The 25,295-nt window shown below is 69.9% G+C and carries 26 protein-coding genes, 1 tRNA gene, 2 pseudogenes and 1 riboswitch; of the genes and pseudogenes, 15 read left to right on the plus strand and 14 right to left on the minus strand.

Features of this window, described 5'->3' with window-relative positions; all coding sequences use genetic code 11:
• Nucleotides 1-55 precede the first annotated feature (55 nt).
• The 3 genes from rph (at nucleotide 56) to rdgB (ending at nucleotide 1,959) form a co-directional block, all read left to right on the plus strand.
• The gene (gene rph, locus ABZ490_RS08640) at nucleotides 56-793 is read left to right on the plus strand and encodes a ribonuclease PH (protein WP_358986336.1); all 738 of its coding nucleotides are present in this window, start codon (nucleotides 56-58) and stop codon (nucleotides 791-793) included.
• A 104-nt stretch (nucleotides 794-897) separates the two neighbouring features.
• Nucleotides 898-1,311 (plus strand): hypothetical protein, encoded by a 414-nt coding sequence (locus ABZ490_RS08645; protein WP_358986766.1) that lies wholly within the window; start codon nucleotides 898-900, stop codon nucleotides 1,309-1,311.
• A gap of 45 nt (nucleotides 1,312-1,356) precedes the next feature.
• On the plus strand, nucleotides 1,357-1,959 hold the full coding sequence (gene rdgB, locus ABZ490_RS08650; protein WP_358986340.1) for an RdgB/HAM1 family non-canonical purine NTP pyrophosphatase: 603 nt from the start codon (nucleotides 1,357-1,359) through the stop codon (nucleotides 1,957-1,959).
• A 45-nt stretch (nucleotides 1,960-2,004) separates the two neighbouring features.
• On the opposite strand, the gene ABZ490_RS08655 is transcribed toward rdgB, so the two are convergent.
• The 4 genes from ABZ490_RS08655 to bcp all read right to left on the minus strand — a co-directional run bounded on the left by ABZ490_RS08655 (nucleotide 2,005) and on the right by bcp (nucleotide 3,874).
• Nucleotides 2,005-2,088: transfer RNA gene (locus ABZ490_RS08655), tRNA-Leu, on the minus strand.
• Nucleotides 2,089-2,101: 13 nt separating this feature from the next.
• Entirely contained in the window at nucleotides 2,102-2,614 is a 513-nt protein-coding gene (locus ABZ490_RS08660; protein ID WP_358986343.1) for an HNH endonuclease, read from the minus strand.
• Complete coding sequence (locus tag ABZ490_RS08665) at nucleotides 2,611-3,264, minus strand: HNH endonuclease signature motif containing protein (protein ID WP_358986346.1); 654 nt, start codon at nucleotides 3,262-3,264, stop codon at nucleotides 2,611-2,613. Before ABZ490_RS08665 ends, ABZ490_RS08660 begins: the two co-directional genes overlap by 4 nt.
• 142 nt (nucleotides 3,265-3,406) lie before the next feature.
• Nucleotides 3,407-3,874 (minus strand): thioredoxin-dependent thiol peroxidase, encoded by a 468-nt coding sequence (bcp, locus tag ABZ490_RS08670; protein ID WP_358986349.1) that lies wholly within the window; start codon nucleotides 3,872-3,874, stop codon nucleotides 3,407-3,409.
• Between the two features lie 108 nt (nucleotides 3,875-3,982).
• Between bcp and ABZ490_RS08675 the strand changes: the two genes are divergently transcribed.
• From ABZ490_RS08675 to ABZ490_RS08685, 3 genes are all read left to right on the plus strand, one after another.
• On the plus strand, nucleotides 3,983-4,312 hold the full coding sequence (locus tag ABZ490_RS08675; protein WP_358986351.1) for a DUF3618 domain-containing protein: 330 nt from the start codon (nucleotides 3,983-3,985) through the stop codon (nucleotides 4,310-4,312).
• 107 nt (nucleotides 4,313-4,419) lie between these two features.
• The gene (locus tag ABZ490_RS08680) at nucleotides 4,420-4,722 is read left to right on the plus strand and encodes a co-chaperone GroES (RefSeq protein ID WP_179123375.1); all 303 of its coding nucleotides are present in this window, start codon (nucleotides 4,420-4,422) and stop codon (nucleotides 4,720-4,722) included.
• A 48-nt stretch (nucleotides 4,723-4,770) separates the two neighbouring features.
• Nucleotides 4,771-4,851: riboswitch (guanidine-III (ykkC-III) riboswitch) on the plus strand.
• Nucleotides 4,852-4,887: 36 nt separating this feature from the next.
• The gene (locus ABZ490_RS08685; RefSeq protein ID WP_358986354.1) at nucleotides 4,888-5,208 is read left to right on the plus strand and encodes an SMR family transporter; all 321 of its coding nucleotides are present in this window, start codon (nucleotides 4,888-4,890) and stop codon (nucleotides 5,206-5,208) included.
• A 32-nt stretch (nucleotides 5,209-5,240) separates the two neighbouring features.
• Here ABZ490_RS08685 and ABZ490_RS08690 read toward each other — a convergent pair whose 3' ends face one another.
• Complete coding sequence (locus tag ABZ490_RS08690; protein WP_358986357.1) at nucleotides 5,241-7,643, minus strand: transglycosylase domain-containing protein; 2,403 nt, start codon at nucleotides 7,641-7,643, stop codon at nucleotides 5,241-5,243.
• A gap of 213 nt (nucleotides 7,644-7,856) precedes the next feature.
• Between ABZ490_RS08690 and ABZ490_RS08695 the strand changes: the two genes are divergently transcribed.
• From ABZ490_RS08695 to ABZ490_RS08710, 4 genes are read left to right on the plus strand one after another with little or no spacing between them, the layout of a single operon-like run.
• Nucleotides 7,857-8,657: an ABC-2 family transporter protein gene (locus ABZ490_RS08695; RefSeq protein WP_358986360.1), complete on the plus strand. Its 801-nt coding sequence runs from the start codon at nucleotides 7,857-7,859 to the stop codon at nucleotides 8,655-8,657.
• 55 nt (nucleotides 8,658-8,712) lie between these two features.
• Entirely contained in the window at nucleotides 8,713-9,489 is a 777-nt protein-coding gene (locus ABZ490_RS08700; protein WP_358986770.1) for an ABC transporter permease, read from the plus strand.
• 2 nt (nucleotides 9,490-9,491) lie between these two features.
• Nucleotides 9,492-10,493, plus strand: a complete 1,002-nt coding sequence (locus ABZ490_RS08705; RefSeq protein WP_358986365.1) for an ATP-binding cassette domain-containing protein — start codon at nucleotides 9,492-9,494, stop codon at nucleotides 10,491-10,493.
• Nucleotides 10,494-10,502: 9 nt separating this feature from the next.
• Complete coding sequence (locus ABZ490_RS08710; protein WP_358986368.1) at nucleotides 10,503-11,312, plus strand: DUF1707 domain-containing protein; 810 nt, start codon at nucleotides 10,503-10,505, stop codon at nucleotides 11,310-11,312.
• A 27-nt stretch (nucleotides 11,313-11,339) separates the two neighbouring features.
• On the opposite strand, the gene ABZ490_RS08715 is transcribed toward ABZ490_RS08710, so the two are convergent.
• Nucleotides 11,340-12,674: an SGNH/GDSL hydrolase family protein gene (locus ABZ490_RS08715; RefSeq protein WP_358986371.1), complete on the minus strand. Its 1,335-nt coding sequence runs from the start codon at nucleotides 12,672-12,674 to the stop codon at nucleotides 11,340-11,342.
• A gap of 175 nt (nucleotides 12,675-12,849) precedes the next feature.
• On the opposite strand from ABZ490_RS08715, the gene ABZ490_RS08720 reads away from it, so the two are divergent.
• Nucleotides 12,850-14,160: a DUF445 domain-containing protein gene (locus ABZ490_RS08720; RefSeq protein ID WP_358986374.1), complete on the plus strand. Its 1,311-nt coding sequence runs from the start codon at nucleotides 12,850-12,852 to the stop codon at nucleotides 14,158-14,160.
• Between the two features lie 23 nt (nucleotides 14,161-14,183).
• Here ABZ490_RS08720 and ABZ490_RS08725 read toward each other — a convergent pair whose 3' ends face one another.
• Both ABZ490_RS08725 and ABZ490_RS08730 read right to left on the minus strand, forming a co-directional pair.
• Nucleotides 14,184-15,650: an alginate lyase family protein gene (locus tag ABZ490_RS08725; protein ID WP_358986377.1), complete on the minus strand. Its 1,467-nt coding sequence runs from the start codon at nucleotides 15,648-15,650 to the stop codon at nucleotides 14,184-14,186.
• Nucleotides 15,651-15,716: 66 nt separating this feature from the next.
• The gene (locus tag ABZ490_RS08730) at nucleotides 15,717-16,166 is read right to left on the minus strand and encodes a hypothetical protein (protein WP_358986380.1); all 450 of its coding nucleotides are present in this window, start codon (nucleotides 16,164-16,166) and stop codon (nucleotides 15,717-15,719) included.
• A gap of 153 nt (nucleotides 16,167-16,319) precedes the next feature.
• Between ABZ490_RS08730 and ABZ490_RS08735 the strand changes: the two genes are divergently transcribed.
• The 3 genes from ABZ490_RS08735 to ABZ490_RS08745 are packed head-to-tail and all read left to right on the plus strand — an operon-like array spanning nucleotide 16,320 to nucleotide 18,077.
• Nucleotides 16,320-17,321: a helix-turn-helix domain-containing protein gene (locus ABZ490_RS08735; RefSeq protein WP_358986383.1), complete on the plus strand. Its 1,002-nt coding sequence runs from the start codon at nucleotides 16,320-16,322 to the stop codon at nucleotides 17,319-17,321.
• A 31-nt stretch (nucleotides 17,322-17,352) separates the two neighbouring features.
• The gene (locus ABZ490_RS08740; RefSeq protein WP_358986386.1) at nucleotides 17,353-17,850 is read left to right on the plus strand and encodes a DUF2975 domain-containing protein; all 498 of its coding nucleotides are present in this window, start codon (nucleotides 17,353-17,355) and stop codon (nucleotides 17,848-17,850) included.
• Nucleotides 17,850-18,077: a helix-turn-helix transcriptional regulator gene (locus ABZ490_RS08745; RefSeq protein ID WP_358986389.1), complete on the plus strand. Its 228-nt coding sequence runs from the start codon at nucleotides 17,850-17,852 to the stop codon at nucleotides 18,075-18,077. Before ABZ490_RS08740 ends, ABZ490_RS08745 begins: the two co-directional genes overlap by 1 nt.
• Before the next feature lie 32 nt (nucleotides 18,078-18,109).
• Here ABZ490_RS08745 and ABZ490_RS08750 read toward each other — a convergent pair whose 3' ends face one another.
• From ABZ490_RS08750 to ABZ490_RS08765, 4 genes and pseudogenes are all read right to left on the minus strand, one after another.
• Nucleotides 18,110-18,412 carry a hypothetical protein gene (locus ABZ490_RS08750; RefSeq protein ID WP_358986392.1) on the minus strand — a complete coding sequence of 101 codons (303 nt, stop codon included), beginning with the start codon at nucleotides 18,410-18,412 and terminating at the stop codon, nucleotides 18,110-18,112.
• Nucleotides 18,413-18,556: 144 nt separating this feature from the next.
• Nucleotides 18,557-19,777, minus strand: a complete 1,221-nt coding sequence (locus ABZ490_RS08755) for a hypothetical protein (RefSeq protein ID WP_358986395.1) — start codon at nucleotides 19,775-19,777, stop codon at nucleotides 18,557-18,559.
• 1,147 nt (nucleotides 19,778-20,924) lie between these two features.
• On the minus strand, nucleotides 20,925-21,320 hold the full coding sequence (locus ABZ490_RS08760) for a hypothetical protein (RefSeq protein ID WP_358986399.1): 396 nt from the start codon (nucleotides 21,318-21,320) through the stop codon (nucleotides 20,925-20,927).
• 277 nt (nucleotides 21,321-21,597) lie between these two features.
• A pseudogene (locus ABZ490_RS08765) lies at nucleotides 21,598-21,720 on the minus strand (IS5/IS1182 family transposase); the annotation flags it as partial.
• A 395-nt stretch (nucleotides 21,721-22,115) separates the two neighbouring features.
• Between ABZ490_RS08765 and ABZ490_RS08770 the strand changes: the two are divergent.
• Nucleotides 22,116-23,335 (plus strand): annotated as a pseudogene (locus ABZ490_RS08770) (ISKra4 family transposase); the annotation flags it as partial.
• 142 nt (nucleotides 23,336-23,477) lie between these two features.
• Here the strand turns inward: ABZ490_RS08770 and ABZ490_RS08775 are convergent.
• Both ABZ490_RS08775 and ABZ490_RS08780 read right to left on the minus strand, forming a co-directional pair.
• A complete protein-coding gene (locus ABZ490_RS08775) occupies nucleotides 23,478-24,542 on the minus strand; it encodes a CU044_5270 family protein (protein ID WP_358986402.1) in 1,065 nt (354 codons plus the stop codon).
• Nucleotides 24,539-25,168 (minus strand): RNA polymerase sigma factor, encoded by a 630-nt coding sequence (locus tag ABZ490_RS08780; RefSeq protein WP_358986773.1) that lies wholly within the window; start codon nucleotides 25,166-25,168, stop codon nucleotides 24,539-24,541. The genes ABZ490_RS08775 and ABZ490_RS08780 overlap by 4 nt, the downstream gene beginning before the upstream one ends.
• Between the last annotated feature and the right edge of the window lie 127 nt (nucleotides 25,169-25,295).

Raw genomic sequence — 25,295 nt, forward strand, 5'->3', positions numbered from 1 at the left:
GGCTTCTCCCGCCATGGGAGGAGCCCCTTCCCGCCGTACGGCTAGGCTCGGCGCCATGTCACGCATCGACGGCCGCACCCCCGAACAGCTCCGCCCCGTCACCATCGAACGCGGCTGGAGCAAGCACGCAGAGGGCTCGGTCCTCATCTCCTTCGGCGACACCAAGGTCTTCTGCACCGCCTCCGTCACCGAAGGCGTCCCCCGCTGGCGCAAGGGCAGCGGCGAGGGCTGGGTCACCGCCGAGTACTCCATGCTCCCCCGCGCCACCAACACCCGCGGCGACCGCGAGTCCGTCCGCGGCAGGATCGGCGGCCGCACCCACGAGATCTCCCGCCTCATCGGCCGCTCCCTGCGCGCCGTCATCGACTACAAGGCGCTCGGCGAGAACACCATCGTCCTCGACTGCGACGTCCTCCAGGCCGACGGCGGCACCCGCACCGCCGCCATCACCGGCGCGTACGTCGCCCTCGCCGACGCCGTCGCCTGGGCCCAGGGCAGGAAGCTGATCCGGGCCGGCCGCCAGCCCCTCGTCGGCACGGTCTCCGCCGTCTCCGTCGGCATCGTCGGCGGCGTCCCGCTCCTCGACCTCCGCTACGAGGAGGACGTCAAGGCCGAGACCGACATGAACGTCGTCTGCACCGGCGACGGCCGCTTCGTCGAGGTCCAGGGCACCGCCGAGGCCGAACCGTTCGCCCGCGAGGAACTCAACTCCCTGCTGGACCTCGCCGTCTCCGGCTGCCGGGAATTGACTGCCCTCCAGCGCACGGCACTTGATACCGTCCTCGAAAAGTAAAGGGCGTACCAAGAGAAGTGGTGCGTGGTGGCAACCCCACCGCGCACCACGGCGTCTTGGCCAGTACGCACCGCAGTCCAACGGGGAGGAACACAGCAATGGCCATGTCCGCGAGCCGCCGACACCGGGGCCGAGGCCGCCGTACCGCCATCGCCGCGAGCGCCGCGGCCGTCGCCCTCACCCTGGGCTTCACGGTGACCGGCTGCGACGCCGTCGACAAGGCCCTGGACTGCGTCCAGACCGCCGACACCATCGCCGACAGCGTCACCGACCTCCAGCAGGCCGTGGAGAACGCGTCGAACGACCCGACCCAGCTCGACGAGTCCCTCACCTCCATCGAGAGCGACCTCGACCAGATCGGCGACAAGACGGACAACACCGACGTCAACAAGGCGGTCGACGACCTGAGTACGGCCGTGAAGAACGTCCGTACGGCGGTGGACAACGGCGATGCCACCCCCGACCTCAGCCCGGTCACCGACGCGGCGGGCGAGCTGACGAAGGTCTGCACGCCGTAACGACCGGTGGCGGGACCCGGTGGCGGGGCTCGGGATACTGGGAGCATGACCCGCCTGATCCTCGCCACCCGCAACGCCGGAAAGATCACCGAACTCAGGTCGATCCTCGCCGACGCAGGTCTCCCGCACGACCTCGTCGGCGCGGACGCCTACCCGGAGATCCCCGACGTCAAGGAAACCGGAGTGACGTTCGCCGAGAACGCCCTCCTCAAGGCCCACGCCCTCGCCCGGGCCACCGGCCTCCCGGCCGTCGCCGACGACTCCGGCCTCTGCGTGGACGTCCTGAACGGCGCCCCGGGCATCTTCTCCGCCCGCTGGTCGGGACGGCACGGGGACGACAGGGCCAACCTGGATCTCCTGCTGGCCCAGCTCTCCGACATCGCGGACCCCCACCGCGGCGCCCACTTCGCCTGCGCGGCGGCCCTGGCCCTCCCCGACGGCACGGAACGCGTGGTCGAGGGCCGCCTCCTCGGCGTCCTGCGCCACACCCCCACCGGCACGAACGGCTTCGGCTACGACCCGATCCTCCAGCCGGACGGCGAGACCCGCACCTGCGCGGAACTGACGGCGGAGGAGAAGAACGCGATCAGCCACCGGGGGAAGGCGTTCCGGGGGTTGGTGCCGGTGGTGCGGGAGCTGCTGGGCTGACGCCGAAGGCCCGCCCGGTGAGGGCGGGCCTTCGAATCAAAGGCGTGCGGCCGGAGGGACTCGAACCCTCAAGGGATTTCTCCCACAGCATCCTAAGTGCTGCGCGTAGGCCAATTCCGCCACGGCCGCATACGCCGCCATGTTACCGGTCGGGTGGTGTCGGCCGGAGGGAACGTGCGCGTCCGCCGCGGCACCAGGTGCTCGTGACCGCATGGCAGTTGGGACACAGCAACCGCAGGTTCTCCCGCCGGTCGTCGCTCCAGTCCCCGTTGATGTGGTCGACCTCCAGGGTCATGGGCCTGCCGAGCCACTCGGGGCCCACGCCGCAGTCGGCGCACTTCTCCGGTACGCCCACTTCCAGCAGCGCTCTGCGCAGCAGATGCGTTCGCGTCCGCCTTGTGCTGTCGTGCTGGACCAGGATGTCCGCGGCGCGCCTGAGCGGGACGGTGCCGGGTCCGCCCCTTTGATGCGCCTGCCCCAGGAAGTGTGCCGTCGTCAGGTTCTCCTCGGCGATCCACTCACGCAGCAGTGCGCGCTGCGTCGCGGTGTCCGGACGCCCCAGGCAGCGCAGCACCCCGGCGACGGAGACCGACTCGGTGACGGCCTCGCGCAATTCTTGCGACGCGGGCCGGGGCAGCCTGCACCATTTGCTCACAGGGCACCGCCTTGGGTGCGCCCCTTGCCGCGGCCCCGGTAACTGTCTTTTGTCGAATGGCAGTTGGGGCACAGAAAGCGCAGATTCTCGATGCGGTTGTTCCGCCAGTCCCCGTCGATGTGATCGACCTCCAGCGGCAGTGGCCGGTCTCGCCAGATCGCCTCTGTTCCGCACAGGGCGCATTGTTCGGCCACTCCCGTGGTCGTCATCGCCCACTTCAGTCTGTCGCTGGGGATGCGCCGGGCGGTGACGGCAGGCTGCTCGACAAGCAGGCCTTCGGGTGTCCGGGGCCGCCACGGTTTGCCGCGCCGCGTCTGCCCCTGAAAGTGCGAGGTGCCGAGGCCGTATGCCTTGATCCGGCGGCTGATGTGCGTGTGGTGCCCGCCCACCACCTCCAGCCCGAGATGCCGCAAGACCTCGCTCATGTTCGTCGAGGCGGCTACTGCGGACTCCAGGATCTCCTTCGTCCACTTCACGGCCTCCCGCTCGAAGTACGAGGTGTCGATGCCCAGCTTCCTCATGCGCTCTCGGACGTACTTCCGCGTGGGGCTCCCCGGCTCCACCCCCAGCCTCCCGCAAGCCTCCGACAACGTCCGCGCCCCCTGAGCCGCCTCCTCCAGCCGCTCCCTGCTGTACGCGCTCGTGCCCATCCGGAACCCCCTCCGTATCCGGCCACCCGTTCGTGGCCCGTACGGAGTAACGAACCGTTTATCGGACCGTCACGCCCGGAATGTGGAGCGGCCCGCATCGGGTTCTCCGACGCGGGCCGTCAGGCGGTGGGAACGGGGGGTCTCAGATCCCCAAGTCCTTGATGATCTTGGCCACGTGACCCGTCGCGCGGACGTTGTAGAAGGCGTGGGCGACCTTGCCCTCCTCGTCGACCACGATCGTGGAGCGGATCACGCCGAGGTAGGTCTTGCCGTAGTTCTTCTTCTCGCCGAAGGCCCCGTACGCGTCGAGTGCCGTCTTTTCGGGGTCGGCCAGGAGGGTGACCTTCAGGGACTCCTTCTCGCGGAACTTGCCGAGCTTCTCGGGGCTGTCCGGGGAGATGCCGAGGACGTCGTAGCCGGCGTCGGCCAGGAGGCCGAGGTTGTCCGTGAAGTCGCAGGCCTGCTTGGTGCAGCCGGGGGTCAGGGCCGCCGGATAGAAGTACACGATGACCTTGCGGCCCTTGTGGTCCGACAGGGACACCTCGTTGCCGTCGGCGTCGGGGAGGGTGAAGGCGGGGGCCACGTCCCCGGGCTGGAGTCGCTCGCTCATCGGTCCAGCGTAACCGGGGGTCCTGACAGTGCGGTCGCGGGCAGAGCTGACAGACTGTCCAGAACAGATATCGGCAACAACGTATCGGCTGACTTCGGAGGCCTCACCGTGGCGGACACGTCGGACACCAGAACCCCGGCGCAGATCGAGGCGGACATCAAGGCCCGCCGTGCGAAGCTGGCCGAGACGCTGGACGAGATCGGGGTGCGGGTGCACCCGAAGACCATCGTCGGGGACGCCAGGGCCAAGGTCGTCGCCAACGTGGACCACACCCTCGGCAAAGCCTATGTCCAGGTCAACCGGGTCGTGACGGACATCAAGGCGGAGTTCGTGGACGAGGACGGCGCGCCGCGTCTGGAGCGGGTCGTGCCGGTGGCGCTCGTCGTGGTCGGTGTGGTCGGCCTGCTCGCGCTGAGCGGCCGGCGACGGAAGGCGTGAGGAGCCACCCGGTAGCCCTCCCGTACGGCGAAGGCAGGTAGGTTCGAGGCGTGAGCGGTAACAGAAGCGACCAGAGCGGTCCCCAGCACGACAAGCTTCCCATCCGGATGCTCCACGACCGTGTCCTCGTACGGCAGGACGCCAGCGAGGGCGAGCGCCGCTCCGGCGGCGGGATCCTGATCCCCGCGACGGCGGCGGTGGGCCGGCGCCTGGCGTGGGCGGAGGTCGTCGCGGTGGGGCAGAACGTGCGGACCGTGGAGCCGGGCGACCGGGTCCTGTACGACCCGGAGGACCGGGCCGAGGTCGAGGTGCGGGGCGTGGCCTACGTCCTGATGCGCGAGCGCGACCTGCACGCGGTGGCGGCGGACCGGTTCGAGGGTTCGGAGGACACGACCGGCCTGTACCTCTGAAAGATTGACCGAAAGGGGCTGGTGACCATCGTCACCAGCCCTTTTTTGTCGTTCCTTTGCTAGCTTTGAAGGCGCCCGACGAGACGCGCCGTACCGGGATGTACGTGACGTACGCAAAGACGACGCACCCGTGAAGTCTGAACGCTCGCGTCTCGGAGGTGCCCCATGGCCTGGGTCCTGCTCGTCCTCGCCGGTCTGCTCGAAGTCGGCTGGTCGATCGGCATGAAGTACACCGACGGTTTCACCCGGCTCGTGCCCAGTGTGCTCACCGGCGCCGGGATCGTCGCCAGCATGCTCCTGCTGTCGTACGCCGCCCGTTCCCTGCCCATCGGTACCGCCTACGGCGTCTGGGTGGGGATCGGCGCGGCCGGGGCGGCGGTGCTCGGGATGGTCGTGCTGGGGGAGCCCGTCACCGCCGCCCGGATCTTCTTCGTGTCCCTGCTGCTGGTCGCCGTGATCGGACTCAAGGCGACCAGCGGCCACTAGGTCCTGTCCCGTGGGGCCTGTCCGGCTCTCTGCTAGTCGATCTCCCTGCGGGTCGTGAGCTGCGTGCCCGTCCCCGTCGTCGTGCCCTGTGGGCTGCCCGGGGTGCCGGTGTCGCCGGTGCCGGTGGTGGTGCCCGCGTCCCCGGTGCCGGTGGTGGTGCCCGCGTCGCCGGTGCCGGTGGTGGTGCCGGCGTCCCCGGTGCCGCCGTCGGTCGTGCCGGTGGAGGTGCTGCCGTCCGTGGTGCCGCCGTCGGTCGTGCCGGAGGTGGTCGAGCCGCCGTCGGTGGTGCCGCCGTTGGTCTGGCCCTGGGTCTGGCCCTGCGTCTGGCCCTGGGTGTCCTGGCCGCCGGTGCTGGTCCCGTCGCCGCTGGGGGAGGCGGCCGGGGAGGACGGGGAGGCGGGGAGACCGGTGTCCGCGGAGCCGGGCTGGAGGTCGAGGTCGAAGGAGTGGGCCTCGGTGTTCTTCAGGGCCTCCTTGGTGAACTGCGCCCAGATCTCGGTGGGCGCGCCGCCGCCGTTGATGCGGGCGAGGCCCATGGCGCCCTTGAGGGACTTGTGGGCGGCGGTCTCGGGGTCCTGGCCCATCACGGCGACGACGGTGGCGAGGTCGGGGGTGTACCCGGCGAACCAGGCGGCCTGGTCCTCCTCGGCGGTGCCGGTCTTGCCGGCGGCGGGGCGGCCGGCGGCGAGGGCGGCGGTCGCGGTGCCCTGGTTGACCACGCTCTGCAGGACGGAGGTGGTGGTGTCGGCGGCCTCGCGGCTGACGGCCTGGGTGGTCTTGCGCTTGGGCAGCTCGACCGTCTTGCCGTCCTTGGTGAGCTTCTCGATGATCGTGTACGTGCCGTGCTTGCCGTGGTTGGCGAGCGTGGCGTACGCCTCGGCCATGTCGAGGACGCTCGCGGTGGCGGTGCCGAGCGCGATGGACGGGTACGGCTGGAGGTCGGGGGTGTCGCTGGGCAGGCCCAGCGCGATCGCGGTCTGCTTGACCTTGGAGGGGCTGACGTCGACGGCCATCTGCGCGTACACGGAGTTCACGGACTTGTCCGTGGCCTGGCGCACGGTGATGTTGCCGTAGTTGACGTAGTCCTCGTTCTCGGGGGCGTAGCTGCCGCCGCTCCAGCCCTGCACGGGGCGCTTGTTGGTGCCGTCGTAGACCGTGTTCGGGGTGATCGTGCGGCCGTCCTGGGTGGTGGAGTCGTTCTCGACGGCGGACGTGAACACGAACGGCTTGAAGGTGGAGCCGACCTGGAAGTCCTGGCGGGTGGCGTTGTTGGTGTACTGCTTGATGTAGTCGATGCCCCCGTACATGGCGAGTATCTTGCCGGTCTTGGGGTCGACGGCGGCGCCGCCTGCGCGGACGTAGGTGTCGACCTTGCGGTTCTTCTTGTCGAGCTTGTCCATCAGCTTGTCGTTGACGGCGTCGACGAAGGCGTTCTGCTTCTTCTTCTGGATCGTCGTGGTGATCTGGTAGCCGCCGGCGTCGAGCTGGTCCGAGGTGACGATCTTGTTGTCGAGCAGATAGTCCTTGATGGCGTTGACGAGGTAGCCGCGCTGTCCGGACATGCCGGTGGCGGCGCCCGAGGTCTCCTTCGGCGTGGGGAACTTCATGCCCTCGCGCTTGGACTGGTCGAGCCAGCCCTTGGTGACCATGCCGTCGAGGACGTAGTTCCAGCGGGCCTGGGCGGCCTTCTTGTTCTCGGGGTGCGCGATCACGTCGTACTCGCTGGGCGCGTTGACCAGCGCGGCGAGGTACGCGCCCTGCTCGGCGGTCAGTCCGGCGGCGTCGACGCCGTAGTAGGCCTTGGCGGCGGCCTCGATGCCGTACGCGTTGCGGCCGAAGTAGCTGGTGTTGAGGTAGCCCTCGAGGATCTCGTCCTTGGACTTCTCGCGGTCCAGCTTGATCGCGATGAAGAACTCCTTCACCTTGCGGGTGACGGTCTGCTCCTGCGCGAGGTAGTAGTTCTTCACGTACTGCTGGGTGATCGTGGAGCCGGACTGCTTGCCCTTGCCGGTCGCGGTGTTCCAGCCGGCCCGCAGCATGGCCTTGGGGTCGATCGCGGACTCGGTGTAGAAGTCGCGGTCCTCCGCGGCGAGGATCGCGTGCTGGGCGTCCTTGGAGATCTGTGAGAGGTCGACGTTCTCGCGGTTGATCTCGCCGTCGCGGGCGATCTCGCTGCCGTCCGCGTACAGGTAGACGTTCGACTGCTTGGTGGCGAGCGCGTTGGCCGGCGGGATCTTGACCGTGGAGTAGCCGAGGTAGAACAGGCCGATCAGGAGGAGCACGCCCAGGACGAAGGTGGCGAGCACCATCCGCCAGGTGGGGATCAGCCGCCGCCAACCGGTGCGCTTGGGGCGCTTGGGCATCTTGGCCTCCCCCGGTTGTTCACTCGGTGCCCAGCCCTCGGTCGGCTGCTGCGGCTGCGGCTCGTCGCTCATGTGCTGCTCGGACTCCTGTTTCGCGTCGTACGTTCCCGTACGCCTCGTACGCCATTTGTGCCCCCTGTTGGAGACTCTCGCACCAAGCGTTCCGTTCCCGGCAATCGGCACGCGTTGTGCCGGAAAACGCGTGGCACGTCACTGTGCCTGCGGGCTAGGCTCCTGCGCTTCGGTGTCGTAGAGGTGGACGAGCGGGCGAGGAGGAAGGTTGCCGTGGGTTCGGCGCGGTTGTACGCGGCCGTCGCAGCGGGGGGTTTCAGAAGGTACGCGACCTATCGGGCGGCCACGGCCGCGGGGGTGTTCACCAACACGGTTTTCGGCCTGATCCTCGTCTACACATACCTGGCGTTGTGGGACGAGCGGCCGCACCTCGGGGGCTATGACCAGGCCCAGGCCGTGACGTTCGTGTGGCTGGGCCAGGCGTTGTACGCGACGCTGGCGATCCAGGGCGGCGGCTTCGAGACCGATCTCATGGAGCGTATCCGTACGGGTGACATCGCGATCGACCTCTACCGTCCGGCGGACCTCCAGGCGTGGTGGCTGGCGAACGACCTGGGGCGGGCGGTGTTCCAGTTGCTGGGCCGCGGTGTGATTCCTTTCATGTTCGGGGTGTTGTGCTTCCCGACCGCGCTGCCGGGCGATCCGGGGACCTGGCTGGCCTTCCTGGTCGCGCTGGTGCTCGCGATGATCGTCAGCTTCGGGATCCGGTTCCTGGTGGCGCTGAGCGGGTTCTGGCTGCTGGACGGCACGGGCGCGCTTCAGGTGCTGATGGTCACGGGGATCTTCTGCTCGGGGATGACGCTGCCGCTGAACGTGTTCCCGGGGGCGCTGGGCGAGGCCGTACGGGCGCTGCCGTGGGCGGCGCAGCTGCAGATGCCCGCCGATGTGCTGATGGGCGAGGCGGAGCCGCTGCCGGTGTTCGCGTTCCAGGCGGCCTGGGCGGTGGCGTTGCTGGCGGCGGGCCGGCTGATGCAGTCCGCGGCGACCCGGCGGGTGGTGGTGCAGGGTGGCTGAGGATCTCCGGATCGCCGGGCACGGCCGGGTCCTGGAGGGGCTGCGGACCTATCGGATGATCGCCGGGATGTGGATCCGTTCCACGATGGCCTACCGGGCGTCGTTCGTGATGACGGCGCTCGGCGGGGCCCTGGTGACCGGCCTGGACTTTGTCGCGATCTTGCTGATGTTCTCCCGGGTGGACAGCCTCGGCGGCTACGCGCTGCCCGAGGTCGCCCTGCTGTACGGGCTGTCGGCGACCTCCTTCGGGATCGCGGACCTGGCGATGGGGTCGGCGGGCCGGCTGGGCACCCGGGTGCGGGACGGCACGCTGGACACGCTGCTGGTGCGGCCGGCGCCGGTGCTGGCGCAGGTCGCCGCGGACCGGTTCGCGCTGCGCCGGCTGGGCCGGATCACCCAGGGGGGAGCGGTCCTCGGGTACGCCCTGCTCGCCCTGGACGTGCACTGGACGGCGGCGAAGGTGCTGCTGCTCCCCGTGACGGTGGTGTGCGGCGGGGTGATCTTCTGCGCCGTCTTCGTGGCGGGCGCGTCGTTCCAGTTCCTGGCGCAGGACGCGGCCGAGGTGCAGAGCGCGTTCACGTACGGCGGTCAGACGCTGTTGCAGTATCCGCCGACGGTGTTCGGCAAGGAGCTGGTGCGCGGGGTGACGTTCATGTTCCCGCTGGCCTTCGTCAACTGGGTGCCCGCCGCCTATGTGCTGGACCGGCCGTATCCGCTGGGGCTGCCGCAGTGGGCGGCGTTCGCCCCGCCGCTGGTGGCGGTGGGGTGCTGGGTGCTGGCCGGGCTGGCGTGGCGGGCGGGGCTCAGGTCGTATCGGAGTACGGGGAGTTGAGGGTGGACAGGGAGCCGACGGTGGACGCTTTCATCGAACTGGACCGTGTGGAGAAGGTCTTCGACGTGCGCAGGAAGACCGGCTTCCTGAAGCGGGAGGTGCGGCGGGTGCGGGCGGTCGACGCGATCTCGTTCACCGTGGCGCGCGGGGAGATGGTCGGGTACATCGGCCCGAACGGCGCGGGGAAGTCGACGACGATCAAGATGCTGACCGGCATCCTGGTGCCGAGCGGCGGCCGGCTGCGGGTGGCGGGCATCGACCCGTCGCGGGAGCGGACCCGGCTGGCGCACCGCATAGGAGTGGTGTTCGGGCAGCGGACGACGCTCTGGTGGGACCTGCCTCTCATCGACTCCTACCGGCTGATGCACCGCATGTACCGCATCCCGGACGCCCGTTACCGCGAGAACCTCGACCGGCTCGTGGAACTCCTGGAGCTGGAATCCCTGTTGGACGTCCCCGTGCGGCAGCTCTCGCTCGGTCAGCGGATGCGCGGCGACATCGCGGCGGCCCTGCTGCACGACCCCGACGTGCTCTACCTGGACGAGCCGACGATCGGTCTGGACGTCGTCTCCAAGGCGCGGGTGCGGGAGTTCCTGCGGGAGCTGAACGCCGAGCGCGGCACGACGGTCCTGCTCACCACCCACGATCTCCAGGACATCGAGCAGCTGTGCTCGCGGGTCATGGTCATCGACCACGGGCGGCTGGTCTACGACGGCGGGCTCGCCGGGCTGCACGAGGCGGGGGAGAGCGAGCGGACCCTGGTGGTGGACCTGGAGCGGGAGCTGCCGCCGATCGAGGTGGTGGGCGCGCAGGTGGTGCGGGTGGAGGGGCCCCGGCAGTGGCTGGCGTTCCCGGCGTCGGCGTCGGCGGCCCCGCTGGTGGCGCGGGTCGCGGCGGAGTATCCGCTGGTGGACCTGTCGGTGCGGGAGCCCGACATCGAGGCCGTCATCGCGCGGATGTATGTCGAACGGGAGACCGTAGTGCCGGGCGCCCAGAGCTCGTAGGCTGCAGGCATGACCGACGATGCCGCAGTCCCGGACCTGAGAGCATCCGACGCCGACCGTGAGCGGGTCGCCGAGGTCCTGCGGGACGCCCTGGCCGAAGGGCGCCTGGACATGGCGGAGTTCGAGGAGCGGCTGGAGCAGACGTACCGGGCGCGGACGTACGGCGAGCTGGCGCCGATCACCCGGGACCTGCCGGCCGCCGGGGTCGCGCCCGCCGTCTCGCTGCGCAAGGAGCCGGTGCCGGAGGGCGGTTGGGCCGGGCGGATCGGGGGCGGCGAGGGGTCGTCGAGCTGGGCCGTCGCGGTGCTGTCGGGGTTCCAGCGCAAGGGGCGCTGGATCGTGCCCCGGCGGTTCACCGCGGTCGCCTTCTGGGGCGGCGGCGAGATCGATCTGCGCGAGGCGGACTTCGCGGCCGGTGAGGTCGAGATCAACTGCGTCGCCGTCATGGGCGGGATCCAGATCGTGGTGCCGCCCGGGGTGGAGGTCGTGGTCCGGGGCATCGGGATCATGGGGGGCTTCGACCAGCGGGAGACGGGCGTGGTGGGGGAGCCCGGGGCGCCCCGGGTGGTCGTGAGCGGGTTCGCGTTCTGGGGCGGTGTGGGGGTGGAGCGCAAGCTGAGCCGGGCGGCCCGCCGGCAGGCGAAGCTGGAGCGCAAGGACCGCAAGGCGGCGATGCGCGAACTCCAGTCCGACTTCCGCGACGACGTCCAGGACGCCCACCGCAGGATGCTGGACGGCCACCGGGACCTGATGCGGGAGCACCGGGAACAGCGCCGCGAGCACCGGGAACGGCGGCGAGAACGCCGCTACGAGGACTGACCGTCCCCGCGCCGGGCCGGAGATCCCCTACGCCCGGGCGGCCGAGCTCCTGAGGTCTTCCAGGTCCAGTGCTTCGGCCATCGTGCGGTAGCCCAGGTCGCTGGGGTGCAGGTGGTCCCCCGAGTCGTACTCCGGGCGCAGGCTGCGGGGGTCGTACGGGTCCCGCAGGGCCTGGTCGAAGTCGACGACGGTGTCGTACACGCCGCCCGCGCGGATCGCGTCGTTGACCAGCCGCCGTACGTCCTCGCGGTCCGCGCGGTAGCCGCGGTGGCCGCGGAACGGGGTGAGGGTGCTGCCGACGACCTTGATGCCCCGGGCGTGGGCGCGCGCGACGAGGGTGCGCAGTCCGGCCAGGATGGCGTCGGGGTCGGCGCGGCCCGGGTCGCGGAGGATGTCGTTGACACCGAGGTCGATGATCACGACCTTCACGTTCGGCCGGCCGAGGACGTCGCGGGCGAAGCGGTGCGGGCCGCTGGCGCCGCGGCTGGGGTCGTCGGCGAGGACCCGGTTGCCGCTGATGCCCTCGTTGACGACGCCGTAGCGGGGCGCGTCCGCGCCGGAGCGGGCGGCGGCGCGCAGCCGGTCGGCGAGGACGTCCGGCCAGCGGCGGTCGGCGTCGGCGGTGGCGGTCACCCCGTCGGTGATGGAGTCGCCGAGGGCGACGACGGTGCCCTCGGCCTCCGTGCCGAGGACGTCGAGCGCGGTGAGGTAGCGCCAGTGGACGGTGGTGCCGGTGTACGCGGCGCCGCTCTCGTCGGCGGTGTGCTCGCCGTCGGCGACATAGCTGGTCTGCCGGGCGTGCGGGTGGTAGGTGACCGGGCCGGAGGAGGCGGGGGCGTAGGTGCTGACGACGACGTCGGAGTCGTGCGGGACGGCGAGGGCGACGGGGTCGCTGACGGTCTGCCCGCCGGGCGGCACGGTGACCGTGGCGGCGCCGCCGAAGGTGAGCCGGCGCAGGGTGCCGGGGGCCGTCGCGGCGCCGTGTCCGCCGGCCGCGACGGCGAGGGTGGCGTGGGTGACGGTCAGCGGGCGGGTGCCGTAGAGGTTGGACAGCGTGACACGGGCGCCGGTGCCGCCGACGCTGGTGTGCACGATGTTGCGGACCGTGCGGCCCGCCATCCCGGTGGTCTCGGTGCCCGGCTCGCCGCCGACGGGGGAGGCGCCCCAGGTGCCGACCCACACCCCGGTCGAGGCCGGGGCGGCGGACCCGTCGCCGCGGGGTGCCGCGGGGACGGCGAGGGCGCTGCCGCCGCGCGGGCCGGGGCCGTGGTCGGCGGCGGCGACCGCGTAGATCGCGGCGGACAGGGCCACGACGAGGGCGACGACCGCGCACAGCAGCGCATAGCCCTTGTGCCTGGTCATGCGGGTCTGGTTCTCCTCGGTGCGGGAGCGGGCGGCTCCGGCGGACAGCGCAGGAGGTCACCGTCGAACTCCCCCGTACGAATGACGTCGGGAACTCTTGTTCCGTTCCGGGAGTCGGTCAAGCAGGGACAATATTTGCGTGCGGGACACGGGGGACCGGGGAACGGGTGGATTGATGGAGCCAACGGATGCGGTACCGACCGGGAAGACCCCGGCGCGCGCGATGACCGTCTTCAGCGCCGCCGACGAGGAGAAGCGGCGCGGCGTACGGCGGATGAAACTGACCGCCGCCGGGCTGCTGCTGTTCGTCGCCGTGGTGTACGGCCTCGCGGAGTGGGCGTCCCACGAGGGCGCCGGCCCCTGGGCGGGGTACGTGGCGGCGGCCGCCGAGGCGGGCATGGTGGGCGCGCTGGCCGACTGGTTCGCGGTCACCGCCCTGTTCCGGCATCCGCTGGGCCTGCCCATCCCGCACACGGCGATCATCCCGAACAAGAAGGACCAGCTGGGCGTCTCGCTGGGTGAGTTCGTCGGGGAGAACTTCCTCTCCGAGGACGTCGTACGGCAGCGGCTGCGCGCCGTGGGCATCGGCACCCGGCTCGGTTCCTGGCTGGCCGAGCCGGACCACGCGGACCGGGTCACGGCCGAGCTGGCGACCGCCCTCAGGGGCGCCCTGACCGTGCTGCGCGACACCGATGTCCAAGCCGTGGTCGGCGAGGCGATCACCCGGCGCGCCGACGCCCAGGAGATAGCGCCGGGCATGGGCAAGATGCTGGAGAAGATCGTCGCCGACGGCGGGCACCGGCGGGCGGTGGACCTGGTCGTGGCGCGGGCCTACGAGTGGCTGGTGCTGCACGGCGACTCGGTGATGGACGCGGTGGAGGGCGGCGCCCCCGGCTGGACGCCCCGCTTCGTCGACAAGCGGATCGGCGAGCGCGTCTACAAGGAGCTGCTGCGCTTCTGCGCCGAGATGCGGGACATGCCGTCCCACCCGGCCCGCGGCGCCCTGGACCGCTTCCTGCGCGACTTCGCCTCCGACCTTCAGTCCGACACCGGCACCCGGGCGCGGGTGGAGCGGCTCAAGGGCGAGGTGCTGGGCCGCGGCGAGGTCCAGGACCTGATCGCGTCCGCCTGGACCGCCGTACGATCCATGATCGTCGCGGCGGCCGAGGACGAACGCAGCGAGCTGCGGCTGCGGGTGCGGGCCTCGCTGCTCACCCTGGGGGCGCGGATGGCGACCGAGCCGAAGGTGCAGGAGAAGGTCGACCGCTGGGTGGAGGGCGCGGCGGTGCACGTCGTGACGACGTACCGGAAGGAGATCACCTCCCTGATCACCGACACGGTCGCGGGCTGGGACGCGGAGCACACCACCCGCAAGATCGAGGCCCACATCGGCCGCGACCTCCAGTTCATCCGCATCAACGGCACGGTGGTGGGCTCCCTGGCGGGCCTGCTGATCTACACGGTGGCCCGGGCGCTGGGGGCGTAGGCCCGGCGGCCGGGGGAGCCTGCTCAGCTTCCCGTGCCGCCCCGGTTGCGCCGGCGCAGGAGGAGCAGGCCGCCCGCGAGAGCCGTGAGGCCCGTGGCCGCGGTCCAGCCGACGACGTCCCCGGATCCGGTGGCGGCGAGGTCATCGCTCTTGCCTTGGGCGCTCTTCCCGCCGGAAGCGGAAGCAGAGGGGGAATCAGAGGGGGAAGCGGAGGGGGAGGGGCTGCTCGAAGCCCCGCCTCCCAGCCCGCCGGAAGTGCTGCTCGCCCTCTCCCGTGTGAACGCCAGCGTCCCGAACCCCAGCTGGTCGTACCCCCCGCTGGCGTCCCCGTAGTCCCCGCCCCCGCCCTCGGGCGCCGCCTTCGCCGCGATCTGCGTGAGATACGGCGCCGACAGCCCCCGCCGCTTGGTGTAGTGGTTGGCGATCATCGCCCAGACGGGCCGGGTCATCGCCGGGTCCACCCCGGCCGCGGCGGACGCGGTCTCGCTCCCGGACCACCCGTTCACCGCCCCCTTGCGGCGGGTGTTGGCGGTGTAGTCGACCGTCCCGCCCAGGCACCACTTGGCCACGTACTGCGCGCCCTTCAGGAACCGGCTGTCGTCGTACCCGTACAGGTCGATGCCCTGGTTCCACGCCATCTCGCATACGGTGCCCATCAGCCCCACCCCGAGCAGCGAATGCCCCTGGTCGCGGCCGGCCTCCAGCCACTCGGCGAGGCCGTCCTCCCGGACGACGGGGATGGCGTTCTTCACGGAGCCCAGCCCGGCGCCGTGCTTGAAGTACTCCACGGCCTGCTCGACCTTCGCGCCGTCGTCGCAGAAGATCCCGGTCGCGAGGACACAGGCCATCGCCGTGAGGTCCCAGTTGGGCCAGTAGTTGGTGAGGACCGCGCCGTTGTGCTGGACCAGGAAGCTCTCGCTGAGCGGGAGGAACACCGTCCGCAGCATCTTCTGGAAGCGTTCGAGCTCGAAGTCGGGCCGGTCCCGGACGAGTTCCGCGGCGTTGGCGGCCTGGTAGCCGTACAGCCCGGCGGCCAGGAACCGGTCGGCGGAGCCCGCGAGCGAGGTGAGCGTCCCTGACCAGGCGTTGAGGATGGCGACGGCGGTGTCGGCGTGCGCGGTGTCGCCGCCGACGTGGTAGCGCAGTCCGTTCTGATAGGCGGCGGCGAGGTCCTTGTAGAGCAGCGCGTAGTTCTCGGGCGAGCCCGATCCCCGGTACACGGTCTGCTGCGGACGGGGCGTCCAGGTGCTGTGCGAGCGCCCGTTGGCGGTCAGCCGGGCGTATCCGGCGGTGTAGGGCGCGGCGCCCGCCTTCACCTTGGCGGCCATCCGGTCCAGGTCGGCGCGGGTGTGCAGCAGCCCGGGGTGGGCGTAGCCCGCGGCGCTCGCCGAGGGGGCGGCGGTGACCCCGAGGGCGGTGGCCCCGGCGGCCACCCCGGCGGCCTTCAGCATCCCGCGGCGGCTGATCTGGAGAGGTCGAGTCAGGTGCATGCCCGAGGAGACGGGCGGCGCGGCGCGCGATAACGAAAACCGGCGGCCCCGGGCGGCCGCCGCCCCTCACGCCCCGGTCGTCGACCCCGGCCGCACGATCATCAGCACCGTCACCGTCGCCCACAGCAGATTGAAGATCCCGGTGACCATGGCGAGCCGCACGGTGGTCTCCCGCCCGCCCCCGCCCTCGGCCAGGACCTCCTGCCGGGGCAGGACGAGGACCAGCAGCACCCCGGCGGCCAGCACGGTCAGCACGGTCGACGCGATCAGCCAGGCGCTGCCCATCACCCCCATCGCGCCCGCCGTGGCGAACCCGAACACGGGGACGGCGATGCCGACGGCCGCGTACACCTGGCAGATGCGATGCAGCAGCCGTACGGTCGCGCCCGCGCGCTCGTCGTCGGGTGCCGCGAGGAAGCGGCGGGCGGCGGGCGGGAACATGCTGGCGGCGACGGTGACGGGGCCGACGGCGACGATCGCGGCGAGGACATGGACGGCGAGCAGGAACTTGGTCACGGCCCGACGCTAGGCGGCCCCGTGATCACGGAGAAGTGGCGGGACTGCCAGGGAGCGACGGATTCTCGCCACCGGATGACGGGGATCACCGGTGATCAGCGGGGCTACCGGCCGTTCTTTGGCGAGCGGCCGTCGTATGCCTACGCTCTCGCCATGCACACCGTGGTCGTCCTGGCACTGGACGGGGTCGTCCCCTTCGATCTGTCCGCCCCGATCGACACCTTCGGCTGGGCCCGGCTGCCCGACGGCCGGGAGGCCTACCGGGTGCGGGTCTGCTCGCCCGAGCCGGGCGGGGAGGTGCGGGCGGGGGCGTTCACCGTGCGCGCGCCGTACGGCCTGGAGGCGCTGGCGGAGGCGGACACGATCGTGCTCCCGGGGGTCGCCGAGCCACCGGACGTGCTGCCCCCGGGCGTCGCGGAGGCGCTGCGCGAGGCGGCGGCGCACGGCACCCGGATCGCCTCGATCTGCGTGGGCGCGTTCCTGCTGGCCGCGACCGGGCTGCTGGACGGCCTGCGCGCGACGACCCACTGGATCGCCGCGCCGGACCTGGCGGCCCGCTACCCGAAGGTCACCGTCGACCCCAACGTCCTCTACGTCGACAACGGACAGTTCCTCACCTCGGCGGGCGCCGCCGCCGCGCTGGACATGTGTCTGCACATGATCCGCAGGGACTACGGCTCGGCGGTCGCCGCCCACGCGGCCCGGATGTCCGTCATGCCGCTCGAACGGGAGGGCGGCCAGGCCCAGTTCATCGTCCACGACCTGCCGCCGACGCCCGCCGGGGCGACCCTGGAGCCGCTGCTGTCCTGGCTGGAGGACCACTGCGCACGGGACCTGACCCTGGAGCGGATCGCGGAGCGGGCCGGCATGAGCAGCCGTACCCTGAACCGCCGTTTCCGCGAACAGACCGGCACGACCCCGTTGCAGTGGCTGCACCGGGCGCGGGTACGGCGCGCGCAGCATCTGCTGGAGACGACGGCCCACCCGGTCGAACGGATCGCCGCCCAGGCCGGCTTCGGCTCTCCGACGGCGTTCCGGGAACGCTTCCGCCGCGTGGTGGGCACGAGCCCGCAGGGGTACCGCAGGTCGTTCCAGGTGGGTGCGGGAGAGGTAGACGCAGATGCAGCCCATGGAGTTCCGAAAGGAAGCTATTGATTTTCGATAGATCTCGATCGAAAATCGATACATGCATCGAGTCTTCGTCGCCGCGCTGCGCGCCGGTATCGTCGCCGCCTTCCTGGGCGGCCTCTTCGGTCAGATCGTCGTCGTCCCCGGTACGGCGGCCGACGAGGTCGACCGGTTCCCGCCGTACGAGCCCTTCGCCCTGCCCTACGCCACCGTGGCGATCCTCGGCATCGGGTGCGTCCAGGTCGTGCTCGTGGCGATGTGGATGCTGCTCGGCATGATCGAACGCGACGCGATCTTCACCGCGCGGGCCTTCCGCTGGGTCGACGTCATCATCGGCGCCGCGGTCGCCGCCACCCTGCTGGCGCTCGGGGTCACCGGCCATCTGGCCTTCGCCGACATCCCGTCGCCCGACGGCGCCATGCAGATCATCGGCGCGCTCGGAGCGGCGGGACTGGCGGTCGGGGTGGGGGCGGCGTTCGCGATGCTCGTCGTCGTGATGCGCGGGCTGCTGCGCAAGGCGACCGACCTGCAGACCGAGATCGCCGAGGTCGTCTGATGGCGATCGTCGTCGACCTCGATCTGCTGCTGGCCCGGCGCGGCCTGTCGGTGGGCGAGTTCGCCGAGGCGGTCGGCATCACCCCCGCCAATGTCGCCGTACTGAAGAACGGCCGCGCCAAGGCGGTCCGCTTCACCACCCTGGACGCCATCTGCCGCACCCTCGACTGCCAGCCCGGCGAGGTGCTGCGGTGGGTGCCGGACGAGGGTGCGGAGGAGGCTTCCTAGGACGGGCGCTTCAAGGGACGGGAAGGGAGGGCTCAGCCCTGCCGGTCTGCCACCGCCCACGAGGCGAGCGCGACCGCCCCCGCCATACCGAAGACGGCCGGCCAGGCGCCCACCTTCTTCGCCAGCGGATGCGACCCGGCGAAGGCGGCGACATACGCGGCGCCCAGCGCCCCCGCGGCCTTCCCGCCCGCCCGCTCGCGCCACTGCTGCGCGGCGGCGGCGCCCGCGGCGGCCAGCACCACCCCGCCGAGCTGCCGCTTCTTCGTCCACCGGGCCACCCCGTACCCCCCGACGAGCCCACCGGCCGCGATCACCGAGCTGGGAACTTTCGCCATGTCCGCCTCCTCCACAAGGTCCTTCTCCGCAAGGTCCTTCTCCTGGCTACGAGGCTAACCGCGCCGTGTTCCACCAGGGGACGGAGCCTCGGCCTTCCGCCCTCAAGGCGCCAGCAGACGAGCAACAGATCAGACTTGGAGCGGTCAGCGGCTGGTGAGTATCGGGGTCCAGCGGCCGCCGGAGTGGAGGTCACTATTCCGGAAGTCGGAGAGTGGGGTTACTGACTTACCGTCCAGGCTGACCAAGACCAGCTGGTTGCGGAACTCGCCTTCCCCGGGGTCGCACTGTTTGGGGTTGCACCTCCACGCGATCAGCGAGTCTTCGTCGGCCCAGGCAAGCAGTTGTTGACCGGGTACGAGCGCGACACGTCTACCGGTCCTCGCATCCAATATCTCGGAGACGATCTGGCCGTTCCGGCCAGCAAATTCGCCCGCGATCAGTTTCCTGTCGGGAGAGAGGACCGCCCCCGGAGAATCCGGATACGCGTCCCGCCCAGGGACGGGCATCTCCTTACCGTCCAACTTGTAAAAAACCTTGCCCACCTTGTTGCCCCAGGGCTCCCATAGCAGCTTGCCATCTCGGTCCCAGTCGAGGTCCTGACGTCCGCTGGTGATGAACCCGCGGTCGCTCTTCTTGGGTGGGAGTTCGGTATAGTCCGCCTGTCCGGAGACAGTATCTATGATGTAGAAGCCAGTGCGGCTCGTTTTGGGCCCCGGCACCGTCGTGTCGTTCAGTCGATATGATGCATCCTTGAACAGGCCATCCGGATTGAGGCTGTACGTGGTTGCCGCAAGGCGTCTGCCGTCGGGCGAGAACTTTACACCGCCGACGTCCTCAGCTACGTTGATCCAGCGCTGAACCTTTCCTGTAGCCAGGTTCAGTAGCCCTACGCGGTTGACGGGCAAATCGCGCTCCAGTACTGCCGCAGTCTTCATTCCCGGTGCCACATCGAGCCAGGCCCATTCGGTTTTGTCGTATTGTCCAGTGGTTCCGTTCAGAAGGCTCCACTCGTACGTGACGGTCCCGTTCCCGTCCGGCTTCTTCACGACCTTCTCTGTGTAGTACCCCGCGACAGCTACGCTTCCTGCTGCGATGAGTCCGTCAGGCGGCGACTGATCCGGACGAGCCGCGACGTCCCGGGCGGGGAGTTTGCCTGGACGCCGCCCATGCTCATCACTCTCGCCGTCCAAAGCCAGCGACACCGCGACGCCAACTGCGATGACCGCCACGACGACACCGGTTGCCAAGAGGCTGCGTATCTTGCGGTGGTATCGCAGCCGATGCGTCCGTTCGGCGAAGTCATCGGGTGACTGCACCTCCTGCGTGGCCTCCTTGACTACTCGTCGCGGCTGTTCGTTTTCCATGGCCATAGCTCCAGGGGAGAGAGGACTGTGTCGGGAATGTCGTGACGGCAATGGGGCGCCGTCAGCTCAAGGGGAGAGTTTGCACGGTTGTGCCAGCCAGTAGTGTGCCGCGATCGCGGGCAGTGATAGACCGAGCAACCCAGGTCTGAGTGGATATTTAGGTCTGCCCTGCAGTGTTGTGGCGCCCCTTGTGACTGGTACGTATCTCTTAGCGGGGCGCTGGTCAGTCGACCGGATGCGATGTCCCATCAGCGATCGCTGATGCGATGTGGAGCAGGATCGAGCCGCTTATGCCGACCCGATTCAACTCGCGGATGCAGCCGGAGCACTCAAAAGGGGCGACCCGCTCCGGTGAGCCCGCCGATCCGATCGACGTCGGGGCCGGTGTTCGGGAGGTGGCCCGGGACATTCCGGGTGACGCGTAGGTTGGTGCATCGCTGGCGTCGGGCGTTGGGTTTGGGTGGACGGCAGTCTTGGTCTCCAAGGGTCTCAGCGATGCTTGCTGCAGGCTCTATGTCGGTCAACTGCGCGTATTGGAGGCGGCATTGGATACAGGCCTGACAGTCGCGGGCTGGATTGACCAGTGCCGGAGTTGAATGAGGATCGCCGAGGCCGTGCGACGTCGGGTTGGCGCCGGGTGCACCCTGGCCGGGATGGACCTCCTGCTGCGCCGCATCGGCTGGAGTGTGCAGATCGCCGCCTGGAAGGACGAGCAGAGGCCGTCGTAAAGAGACGGCGGCGGACCTGGGTGCCTTGAAGCTGGCCATGGGTTGAGGCCGCCGAAAGACCGTGCTTGGGGCCGACGAGGTCACACCCGTCCTGCGGGCTGCCACCGCGGGCACCGAACGTGTATCGATGGTGGCGCGGATCTGAACCGAGCCCGGCCGCTGTTGCCGGTCAGCCTGTCGCATCCATCTCGACCGCAGTCCCGCCAAGGGCGGGCGCAGAGGCTTCACCGAGACCCACTGCGCCCGCCCGATGGTGGTTGACCGCCTGCCAGCTCTCTTCAGACGACCCCGACTCAGCCCGGCCGATTGCGTGTGGCCACAGGGGCACCGAGCATTGGGTGCGTCGCTGTAAACGGTGAGGCTTCACGTGCTGGCTACAACCGCCGACCGCTGGTCACGGCTCTGAAGCGAGAGGTATTTCACTCGTTGAACCAGTCGCTGTTAGTGCCTCCGTCAGAATAATTACCCCTCCACCAGAGCGACATTTGATACTGGTAGAGATTACCTATGTCCTCACCCTTCTTTGTGCAATTGCCGTTGCCGCTGGCTGTAATGCGCCACAGTTCCGTGAAACCCCCTCCAGTGATTGTGTTCCTCCTGTTCAGATAGCCATCCATTCCGTACCCGTCTGCCTTAGTGTCGCAGACTTTGAAAACATCACCGTTGTCGGTGAAGTACATGTAGCCACGGCTGCCATAAACGATGCTTTTATCAGAATCGGCGCTGGCGGGTGATGCTGATACGGCAACTAGTGCAAGTGCAAGAAGTATTGTGGCTGCGCTTCCGGATCGGCGCCCAATCCTCATCCTTTTCATCTGTCTTCCTTCCCGGGCGACCGGGAACGTCGCCGCTTGTGACCGCTGGTCATGTCCAATGCATGCCGAAAAGGGGGCCACCTCAACCGTGCGGCCCTGGGCGATATCTGCAAGCAATCGGACAGTCGCTCGACGTTATCATGATTGCCATGCCCATGACCTGGGTTGTTGTCAAACAGCACACAGATCAGGAGTGATGTGAGGTAATGGCTGCTCGGTAGGCTGGCGGTCTTGCCGCAGCGAGTCGCGTGTCGCGCCACTGCTCCCGACAGGTGAAGTTGCGGCGCGTGTAGAGCTGCTTGTCGAAGGCCGGTGGCCGCCCACCGCGACTGCTGTGTCGAAGTCGGTTACGGACCCGGTCGGCCCGCTCAGGGATGGTGTGGCTCATGCCGCGTCGTCGTGGCCAGATTCGAGTGGCTTGGAGCTGTAGCCCTCTTGCCCAGGACATGCGCGGGGCGGTGCGGGCCAATGCGAGGCACCCATACCGCTTCCACCACGGCGGTGGTTGGGTGCAGTCCTTGGTATTCCCGCCTGTGACGGTAAAGGCGAGCGAGCGGGTGAGGGCCTCACAAGCCAGATGAAATCTTCCTGGTTGGGCCGCGTCGGGAGTGTCCGAGTCCCGGGCTGCGAAGCCCCCTTTTGGGCGGGATGCTGGCGTCGACCGAGACGCCAGCCAGTCGATGCCTCCATGGCCCGCACCTTTCCGGCACATCCATCCCAGGTCGTCCTGGTGTCGCATCATGTGATGCCGTCGAGCGTTTTGTCCAAGCGCTGGCCGATGCCCTGGTGAGGTAGATGGCGCGCGACGAGCTGGAACTGCCGCCAGAGCAGCAAGGACAGCCACGGCTGAGGCACTTTATGCAGAGCATCTCGGCCTGCGGGAGAGGACGGAGGAAGCGGCGGCCCGCATCAGCGTAGGGTGGCCGGTCGAGCACGGGCCGGAAGGACATACCCGGACCTGGCTGGAGGCGGGACGCCGCCTCTGGCTGAACTGCGGGTTTGGGTCGGTGTGGGTGACCGGGATTGCCTGACGTGGCCAGGGCGTGTCCATCGTGTACCTGGCGGATCCCCGCCTGTTGCTGCCCGCCGACCGGTATTCGTGCGGTCTGGCCCGGCTCGCGGTCCTGGGGACAGTCCGCGGCTCGTTCGACAGGCTAGGCGGCGATAGAGCAATGCTGTGGCAAGGTGCTGGGCGAGCGCCGCCTCGAAGAGGCTAGTGGTCGCCGCTGCCGTCGACATCGCTGCCCGTACGGCCAGGACTCCCACCTTATGCACCCGTGAGATGCCGCCCTCTGTCCAAGCCGACGGCAGGGGGTGATGCGACCCGAAGCCTTGCGCGAAGCCACCCGCCGGCCCGCGGCCAAGACCGGACGGCTGGATGGCGCGGACGTCTGGCTCCCGGGGAGAACCCCAACCGCAATCGCGTGGCGACCGTCGCCTGAGTCTTCGACACCGCACCGCACCGGTCCGGCATCGGCCGAACGACTTCGTGCGCCAGTCCGGCTGCCGCACCGAGAGCCGGTTACCGAGGCGGGGCCCGAAAGCAGAGCGCAATTGGTGCACCGACTCAGCGATCTGTTCCCCCGGAACAGATCGACGCCGACACCTTCTCCCAGGCCGGAGCCCATGCCCCGCAGCAGCTGAGGGACTGGATCCTGCTCGTTGACGGCTTTCCGCCACCAACTCGACCTGATCCAGACCGAAGCCGCCCGCCGCGGCATCCGCCTGTACGTCCTGCTGCATTTGTCCAGCGTAACCGAGTGTTGTGGACGGTCACGCACGCCTCCCGCGCGTCCTGCAGCCGCGAGGGAAAACCTGTTCCGCGGACAAATTCACCGCGAACCTCGCCGGACACACCGACCACGCCGCGCCTCCACCGAGATGACCGCTCAGACAGCAGCCGAACAGCTCCCCGCGGCAACGCCGTCACCACCTGCCATCGCTGTCTCACTGGCCATCTCGACCAACTCCACTTCGACACCGCCCATGCAGCTGGTTGGCTGATCGCCTCGGGCACGGCCACTGTCGGAACGGATGCATACCTGCGTCGCGGACGGAACCGTCTTTTCCAGAGACACACACTCCGCCCACGTGATGCCCCTCCGGACTGGCCCCAACCCAGCTGGCTGGCGCTGCAGGCGCAAGACCTCTGGGGCACTAACTCCGCGAGACCCGCCGCCGCTCCTCCGGCTCCTGCCCCCGCTTGTCGACGACCGCGCGCTCCAGCACGGCACGGCTGTCGAACACGGTCCCCGCCGCGCCCATCGCGGAGTCCCGGCTGAGCACGGACCGTTCGCCGAGATACCCGAGCGTGTCCGGGTCGAAGATCCATTCGGTGCGCAGGCCCATCGCCTTGTCCTCGCGGGCGATGGCGACCCCGTGCCGCCCCGCCGCGTCCACCGCGTCGGAGACCTCCGTCACCCCGGGGATCCGGGCGGTGGCCTGGTAGATCGCGGCGGCGGTGGCGGACGGCAGGAGCTGTTCCGCGACGAGTTCGCCGATCCGCTGGAAGACGGCCTGGTCCCGGTCCTCCCCGTCGGAGACGGGCGTCTCGGCGTACAGCTTCTTCAGCAGCGCGCCGGGATCGGTGGGCAGGGTCGCCAGCCAGGCGTACGTGGGCCGGTCGATCCCGGCGCGTTCCCCGTCCGAGCCCTTGGGCACCAGGATCCGGATCGGATAGTCGTCGCCGTTCTCGCGAATCAGCCCGTACTCGACCAACGGCCCCTGCTCCTGCGAGAACCACACCTCCCGGTCGTGCAGGGAGCCCGGCTTCACGGGCTGCTCCCAGTCGGCCTCGTTCTCGGAGACCCGGGTGCGGACGTACACGTACTGACCGTCCTTCACCGGCCCGGCATCGGTGCGCATCGCGACGGCGGCGATCCGGTCGAGCGTGACGACCGCGCTGTGCCGCCCGCCGCTCGGCGCGCCGCTCGGCACGCCACTCGCGCTCGGCCGTGCGACCGTGTCCCCGTCGTGCCGCACCGCGCCGATCCCCACGGTCAGCCCGGCGGCCAGCGCGACGGCGACGGCCCCCGCGACGAGGGCGGGCCGGGGGAGCCGCAACGGCGAGGTCCGAGACGATGTCGGACGGCGGCGATCTCCATCGATGAGCTGCATCAGTACGTCCTTGTGGTGAGAGTGACGCTCAGCAGGCAGCCCCCGCTCGACAGGAACGACCGGCAGCAGCCGGCCCAGTTCCTCCCGCTCGTCGTGCTCGTTCATCGGGCTTCCTCCTGAAGGGGCAGGGCCACGAACGCGGCCTCGCTCTCTACCTCTCCGCGACGGGAGCGCGGTTCCCTATATCCCGTACGAGTTTTATGCGGCTCTTGGTCGACAATGTCCCGCAGTCGGGCCCGAGCCCGCGACAGCCGCGACCGTACGGTCCCCACGGGCACCCCGAGCGCCTCGGCGGCCTGGGCGTAGTCGAGCCCGCCCCACACGCACAGCGCGATGACCTCGCGTTCGTGCCGCCGCAGCCGCCCCAGCACGCGCCGTACCTCGGCGAGGCGCCGGGTGTCGTCCACCCGTCCCGCGACGACCTCGGCGAAGTCGTCGACCGCCTCCTCCGTGGACCGCCGGGCGAGGAAGGCGAGCCGCCGCCGCAGACTCCGGTCCGCGTTGCGCGCCTTGTTGGTGGCGATCCCGAACAACCAGGGCCGCAGCGACCCCCCTTCGGCCTCCACGTCCGCCCGCCCCCGCCAAGCGGCGAGGAACGTCTCGGACATGACCTCCTCGGCCGCCGACCAGTCGCCGGTCAGCCGCAGGGCATGGTGGTAGACGGGCGTGGCGTACCGCTCGTACAGCTCGGCGAACGCCTCACGTTCCCCGGCCCGTACCCGCGCGCGCAGCCGCCCGTCGTCGTCATCGTTGAACTTTCCAGACCTTCCAGACCTCACACAGGTACCTCTCCGGGCCGCGGGACCGGTTCCCGTGGCGTGGCTCACAGCGCCCCCGGAGGCGTGCCGCCCTTCCTCG

Origin of the sequence: Streptomyces sp. NPDC005811, from assembly GCF_040630405.1 — a bacterium.
Taxonomy (GTDB): domain Bacteria; phylum Actinomycetota; class Actinomycetes; order Streptomycetales; family Streptomycetaceae; genus Streptomyces.

Coding starts and splice junctions, on each gene's coding strand:
- ABZ490_RS08685 (WP_358986354.1), top strand. CDS start 4,888: ATGGCCTGGGTCCTGCTCGTCCTCGCCGGTCTGCTCGAAGTCGGCTGG.
- rdgB (WP_358986340.1), top strand. CDS start 1,357: ATGACCCGCCTGATCCTCGCCACCCGCAACGCCGGAAAGATCACCGAA.
- ABZ490_RS08775 (WP_358986402.1), bottom strand. CDS start 24,542: ATGAACGAGCACGACGAGCGGGAGGAACTGGGCCGGCTGCTGCCGGTC.
- ABZ490_RS08720 (WP_358986374.1), top strand. CDS start 12,850: ATGGAGCCAACGGATGCGGTACCGACCGGGAAGACCCCGGCGCGCGCG.
- rph (WP_358986336.1), top strand. CDS start 56: ATGTCACGCATCGACGGCCGCACCCCCGAACAGCTCCGCCCCGTCACC.
- ABZ490_RS08740 (WP_358986386.1), top strand. CDS start 17,353: ATGCATCGAGTCTTCGTCGCCGCGCTGCGCGCCGGTATCGTCGCCGCC.
- ABZ490_RS08755 (WP_358986395.1), bottom strand. CDS start 19,777: ATGGAAAACGAACAGCCGCGACGAGTAGTCAAGGAGGCCACGCAGGAG.
- ABZ490_RS08750 (WP_358986392.1), bottom strand. CDS start 18,412: ATGGCGAAAGTTCCCAGCTCGGTGATCGCGGCCGGTGGGCTCGTCGGG.
- ABZ490_RS08700 (WP_358986770.1), top strand. CDS start 8,713: ATGATCGCCGGGATGTGGATCCGTTCCACGATGGCCTACCGGGCGTCG.
- ABZ490_RS08665 (WP_358986346.1), bottom strand. CDS start 3,264: ATGGGCACGAGCGCGTACAGCAGGGAGCGGCTGGAGGAGGCGGCTCAG.
- ABZ490_RS08760 (WP_358986399.1), bottom strand. CDS start 21,320: ATGAAAAGGATGAGGATTGGGCGCCGATCCGGAAGCGCAGCCACAATA.
- ABZ490_RS08690 (WP_358986357.1), bottom strand. CDS start 7,643: ATGAGCGACGAGCCGCAGCCGCAGCAGCCGACCGAGGGCTGGGCACCG.
- ABZ490_RS08715 (WP_358986371.1), bottom strand. CDS start 12,674: ATGACCAGGCACAAGGGCTATGCGCTGCTGTGCGCGGTCGTCGCCCTC.
- ABZ490_RS08710 (WP_358986368.1), top strand. CDS start 10,503: ATGACCGACGATGCCGCAGTCCCGGACCTGAGAGCATCCGACGCCGAC.
- ABZ490_RS08745 (WP_358986389.1), top strand. CDS start 17,850: ATGGCGATCGTCGTCGACCTCGATCTGCTGCTGGCCCGGCGCGGCCTG.
- ABZ490_RS08725 (WP_358986377.1), bottom strand. CDS start 15,650: ATGCACCTGACTCGACCTCTCCAGATCAGCCGCCGCGGGATGCTGAAG.
- ABZ490_RS08735 (WP_358986383.1), top strand. CDS start 16,320: ATGCACACCGTGGTCGTCCTGGCACTGGACGGGGTCGTCCCCTTCGAT.
- bcp (WP_358986349.1), bottom strand. CDS start 3,874: ATGAGCGAGCGACTCCAGCCCGGGGACGTGGCCCCCGCCTTCACCCTC.
- ABZ490_RS08680 (WP_179123375.1), top strand. CDS start 4,420: ATGCTCCACGACCGTGTCCTCGTACGGCAGGACGCCAGCGAGGGCGAG.
- ABZ490_RS08645 (WP_358986766.1), top strand. CDS start 898: ATGTCCGCGAGCCGCCGACACCGGGGCCGAGGCCGCCGTACCGCCATC.